This is a genomic window from Streptomyces sp. NPDC054956 (genome assembly GCF_053609185.1).
On sequence record NZ_JBSGXB010000449.1, the window covers coordinates 1 to 4661 of the forward strand.

At 74.3% G+C, this 4661-nt stretch carries 4 protein-coding genes; 2 read left to right on the plus strand and 2 right to left on the minus strand.

The genetic code is table 11. From position 1 onward, the window contains the following. On the minus strand, nucleotides 1–1555 hold a 1555-nt coding region (locus ACWGDE_RS36345), incomplete at its 3' end, for a serine/threonine-protein kinase (RefSeq protein WP_453393355.1). Nucleotides 1556–1985: 430 nt separating this feature from the next. On the opposite strand from ACWGDE_RS36345, the gene ACWGDE_RS36350 reads away from it, so the two are divergent. Next, a complete protein-coding gene (locus ACWGDE_RS36350) occupies nucleotides 1986–2255 on the plus strand; it encodes a hypothetical protein (RefSeq protein ID WP_422466033.1) in 270 nt (89 codons plus the stop codon). Between the two features lie 63 nt (nucleotides 2256–2318). Here the strand turns inward: ACWGDE_RS36350 and ACWGDE_RS36355 are convergent, their stop codons facing one another. Next, nucleotides 2319–3545, minus strand: coding sequence for a CaiB/BaiF CoA transferase family protein (locus ACWGDE_RS36355; RefSeq protein ID WP_453393353.1), 1227 nt, complete (start codon nucleotides 3543–3545; stop codon nucleotides 2319–2321). Nucleotides 3546–3671: 126 nt separating this feature from the next. On the opposite strand from ACWGDE_RS36355, the gene ACWGDE_RS36360 reads away from it, so the two are divergent. Continuing rightward, nucleotides 3672–4625 carry a hypothetical protein gene (locus tag ACWGDE_RS36360; protein WP_453393354.1) on the plus strand — a complete coding sequence of 318 codons (954 nt, stop codon included), beginning with the start codon at nucleotides 3672–3674 and terminating at the stop codon, nucleotides 4623–4625. Nucleotides 4626–4661: the final 36 nt, after the last annotated feature.

Consider the following 4661-nt stretch of genomic DNA (forward strand, 5'->3'; position numbering starts at 1 on the left):
AACCGCTCGGTCCGCCGGTTCCGGGGGAGGAGGCCCCGCCCGTCGGGGTCTCCTCCTCGCACGTCACCGAGAACTCCAGCCACGCCGAAGCCGCCTCGACGGGCGCCCGGAGCTCGAGTCGCACCGCGTCCTCGAAGGTCGCCCCCGCGTAGTTCGTCAGCTCGGTGTGCTCCAGCCGTACGCTCGCCGATCCGCCCGCCGCGAAGGTGGCCGTCTGCCAGCCCGGTCCCGAAGTCACCCCGCTGCGCGTGGCCCACCGGTACTCCACCACCGCCGGTACGCGGTCCACGGTCACCGTGGCGGCGAAGGCCGGCGCCCGATCGGCCGGCGCCGGGCAGGTGCCGCGGTAGGAGTCCCGGACGGCCTGGACGGCGGACACGGTGACCCCGATCGCGGAACTGGCCGACGGCGAGGGCGAGTCGGAGGGGGAGGCCGAGGGTGACGGGCTCGGCGAAGGGGACGGGGAGGGCGAGTCGCTCACGGTGGCGGACGGGGTGCCCGTCGGAGCCACCGTCCCGGTTCCGCCGGAGTCCGGGCGGTCCTTCAGGAGCAGCCAGCCCAGTACGGCCAGCACGGCGAGCAGCACCAGGATCCCGATGGTCAGCATCGCCCCGGCCGAGTTCCGCCCTTCCCGGGGCGGCGGCGCCGGCCGGCCGGAGGCCCCCACGGGCGAGGGCATCGGCATCGGCGGCGTCGGACGGCCGTGCTCGTGGTGCGCGACGGCGGTCGGCGAGTCGGGCCCCGACCCGGGCCCCGGTCCCGCCGCCTGGCCCGACACCGGCCCGCCGGAGGCCCGTACGGTGCCGCCCGCGCCGACGATGCGCAGCATCCGGGCCGCCTCCGCGGCGGGCAGCCGCTCCGCCGGGTCCTTGACCAGCAGCCCCTCCAGTACGGGCGTCAGCGGGCCGGCCCGCAGCGGCGGCGGGAACGCCTCGTCCACCACGGCCCGGAGGGTGGCCACCGGGGTGTCCTTGCGGAACGGCGAGACCCCCTCGACGGCCGCGTAGAGCATCACTCCGAGCGACCAGAGGTCCGACTCGGGACCCGGTTCCCGGCCGAGCGCGCGCTCCGGTGCGAGGAACTCGGGGGAGCCGACCACCTCGCCCGTCATGGTGATCGCGCTCGCGCCCTCCAGGCTCGCGATCCCGAAGTCGCCGAGCACCACCCGCCCGTCGTTGGCGATCAGCACGTTGCCAGGCTTCACGTCCCGGTGCAGCACCCCGGCCTCGTGCGCGGAACGCAGTGCGGCCAGCACCTGCTCGCCGATGTGCGCGGTGCGCTGCGGGGTGAGCGGCCCGTCGCCCTCCATGACCTCCGCGAGCGAGAGGCCCCGTACGATCTCCATCACGATCCAGGGCCGGCCGTCCTCGGTGGCCACGTCGTAGACGGTGACGACGCCCCGGTGCGAGACGCGGGCCGCGGCCCAGGCCTCCCGCTCCAGGCGCCGGTACATGCGCTCCACCTCGGTGGCGTCCATCCCGGCCGGTGCCCGCACCTCCTTGACGGCGACCTCGCGGCCCAGGACCTCGTCCCGGGCCCGCCACACCATGCCCATCCCGCCCCGGCCGAGCGGGCCCAGCAGGCGGTAGCGTCCGGCGATGACGCGCTGTGCGCCGCCGTCCTCGTTCGACGCAGACTCAGTCACTCGGGCCTCACAAGCCTCGTTCCCGCGCGCCCCGCACGGGTCACCGGACGATCACTCCAAGTTAGCGCAGCGCGTGCGGTACGGCTCCCGTCGCGGCGGGAGTGGGGCGAGTGCTTCCGGCTCGCCCCGGTCCCGGCCCCCTCGCACTCCCCTCGCACCCCCATCTCGCCCCCGGAGCCGCCGGTTTGTGCGGAGAGTGACGATCGACTCCGCTGAGTAATCGTCAACTCCCGCTCGCCACAGGGGCAATTCACACGACCGGGATACCCGAGCGCGACGTGGGGACGATAGGGTTACCCTGCCCGGTGGGCCGGGTGCCCTCGTACGGGTGGGGAGAGACATGGAACAGATAGCAATGCGCAGCAGGCCGCCTCGCGTGCCTGCCATCACCTGCGGCAGCAGCGCGGCCAGCTCGCGCCTCGACCGCCACCTTGCCGTGCTCGGCGGACCCGCCGTTCCGCACCGCGAGGCGGCCGAGGCGACGCTGCTGATGCGCGAGCTCACCTCGCGCGACCACACGCACCGCCTGCGGAGCCGGAGCGCGCGCGTCTCGCTCTTCGCGCCGCTGCGGCGGCTGCGTCGCACGCTCTTCGGCAGCCGCCGTTCGTAACCGTCCCCTTTCCCGCCCCCGCAGTGCCGCCGTTTCGTCCCCGGCCTGATCAACCCTGCCCAGTCAGCGAACGACACCGTCCCGGCGCAACGCCGTGATCTGTTCGCCCGTCATCCCCAGGGCGAGCAGCAGGAGTTCGGTGTGCTGGCCGAGCGCGGGCACCGCACCCATGTGCGGTGCCGCGCCGCCGGGCAGTCCGATCGGCGGCAGCAAGGCCCTCAGCGGGCCCGCAGGCGAGCCCACCTCCCGCCAGCGGTCCCGCGCCTCCAGCTGCGGGTGCGCGGCCAGCTGTGCCACCGAGTTGAGCCGCGCGCAGGCGATGCCCGCGGCCTCCAGGCGTGCGATCGCCTCGCCGGCGCCGAGCCGGCCCAGCGCATCGGCGACCACCGCGTCGGTCTTCTCCCGGTTCGCGGTGCGCGCCGCGTTCGTCGCGAACCCCGGATCCTCGGCCAACTCGGGCTGCTCCAGCACCTGTTCGGCGAGCCTGCGCCACTCCCGGTCGTTCTGCACCGACAGCAGCACCCGGTCCCCGTCCGCCGTCGCGTAGGCGTCGTAGGGCGCGATCACGGCGTGCGCGAGACCGGTCCGCACCGGCTGCTCGCCGCCGTGCATCGTGTGGTGCAGCGGATGCCCCATCCACTCGGCGAGCGCGTCCAGCATCGACACCTCCACCCTGCCCCCGCGCCCGGTGATCCCACGCCGCAGCAGGGCCGCGAGCACCCCCGAGAAGGCGTACATGGCGGCCGCGATGTCCGCCGCCGGAATCCCGGCCTTGACCGGCCGCTCCGGGGTGCCGGTCACCGAGACGAGGCCGGCCTCGCACTGGACGAGCATGTCGTAGGCGCGCTTGTGGGCGTACGGCCCTTCGGGTCCGTAGCCGGAGACGTCCACGGCGACCAGCCGGGGATAGCGTGCGCACAGCGCCGCCGAGTCGAGACCGAGCCGAGCGGCGGCGCCCTGCGCGAGGTTCTGCACGAACACGTCGGCGCCGTCGAGCAGCCCGTGCAGGACCTCGAGGCCGCGCGGGTCCTTCAGGTCCAGCGCGATCGACTCCTTGCCCCGGTTGGCCCACACGAAGTGCGAGGCGAGGCCGTGCGCGGCGGTGTCGTAGCCGCGCGCGAAGTCCCCGCCGTCGGGCCGCTCGACCTTGATCACCCGAGCGCCCAGGTCGGCGAGCTGGCGGGTGGCGAACGGGGCCGACACGGCCTGCTCCACGGCGACGACGGTGATTCCGGCGAGCGGGAGCGGGTCGGTGGCGTGCGGGGTGCTGTCGCGAGAGTCGGCTGTCATGACGGTCTGCCTACCGGTCCGGAGGGGGATCTGTCATCAGCCAGGGTGTCGACATCCCACATTCCTGACGGTTTGTCTGCCTATGGTATGGCGCGCCGTTCACCGACTCGCATCGAAGGGTTGCCCATGAGACGCCCGACCGCACTCGACCCGCGCTCCCCGATCCGGCGGGTGGCGGTCGTGCTGATAGTGCTGCTCGCCGGACTCGCGCTGGGTGCCGGTCCGGCGCCCGCCGCGGCCCTCGCCCCGACGCCGCTGGTCCTGACCGCTTCCCACGTCAACGGGAACGTGACGAGCCTCGCCGCGGACTGCACGAGCGGACCGCTCACCGAGACCCGGCGCATCACCGGCAGCCAGTCGGTGCCCGCCGGACAGTTCTCCTCGCTGCCCGGCCGGCTCGCCTTCGACCTCCCGGTCAGCATCGGCGGCGCCCACGCGGCGCTGCGGGGCAACGACGGACGGGTCACGCTGACCAACGCGCGCGGCACCCTGACCCTGGCCCTGAGCAGCGGAAGCTGCGCCACGCCGACCCTGTCCTACGACGGGTTCACGATCGGCGGGACCGGCACCTGGACGGTCCTCTCCGACAGCACGCCGGGCAACTCCTACCGCCAGGCGACCGGTTCGGGCACGTTCCGGATCCTCGACGCGGGGATCTCCATCGGCGCCGGCCAGCCCTGGACGCTGCAGCTGAGCGGCTCGGTGAACCCCCTCCAGCCCGCGGTCACCGTGACCCACCGCGCCTTCTGGGGCAGCCCGTTCAACTACCTCTCCCGGACCTTGGGCGTCGAGTACCGGATCCGGAACACGGGGCCGGGAGACGCCTTCGGGGTGGTCCTGGACGACGCGGACACGAGCTCAGCCGGGGTGACCCGGATCGGCCCCGTGCCGCAGGCGGTGGGCGCGGTGCCCGCGGGCTCCGAGCGGAGCGTCGTGGTCCGCTACCGGGTGTGCGGCATCGCCGTGATCGGCTGCCGCTTCACTGCCGATGTCCGGCTTGCCGTGGCGGACGCCCTCGACGCCGGTGGCCCCGCGTCGTTCCCGCGCACCGTCCAGGTGCCGGTCCTACCGGTGCCGTAACGGCGGAGGCCCGCAGCCCCGCTCCCGTGCCGGTGG

What these genes read in the sequence shown, in the direction of transcription:
- ACWGDE_RS36350 (WP_422466033.1), top strand. Translation starts at nt 1,986, where the DNA reads ATGGAACAGATAGCAATGCGCAGCAGGCCGCCTCGCGTGCCTGCCATC.
- ACWGDE_RS36355 (WP_453393353.1), bottom strand. Translation starts at nt 3,545, where the DNA reads ATGACAGCCGACTCTCGCGACAGCACCCCGCACGCCACCGACCCGCTC.
- ACWGDE_RS36360 (WP_453393354.1), top strand. Translation starts at nt 3,672, where the DNA reads ATGAGACGCCCGACCGCACTCGACCCGCGCTCCCCGATCCGGCGGGTG.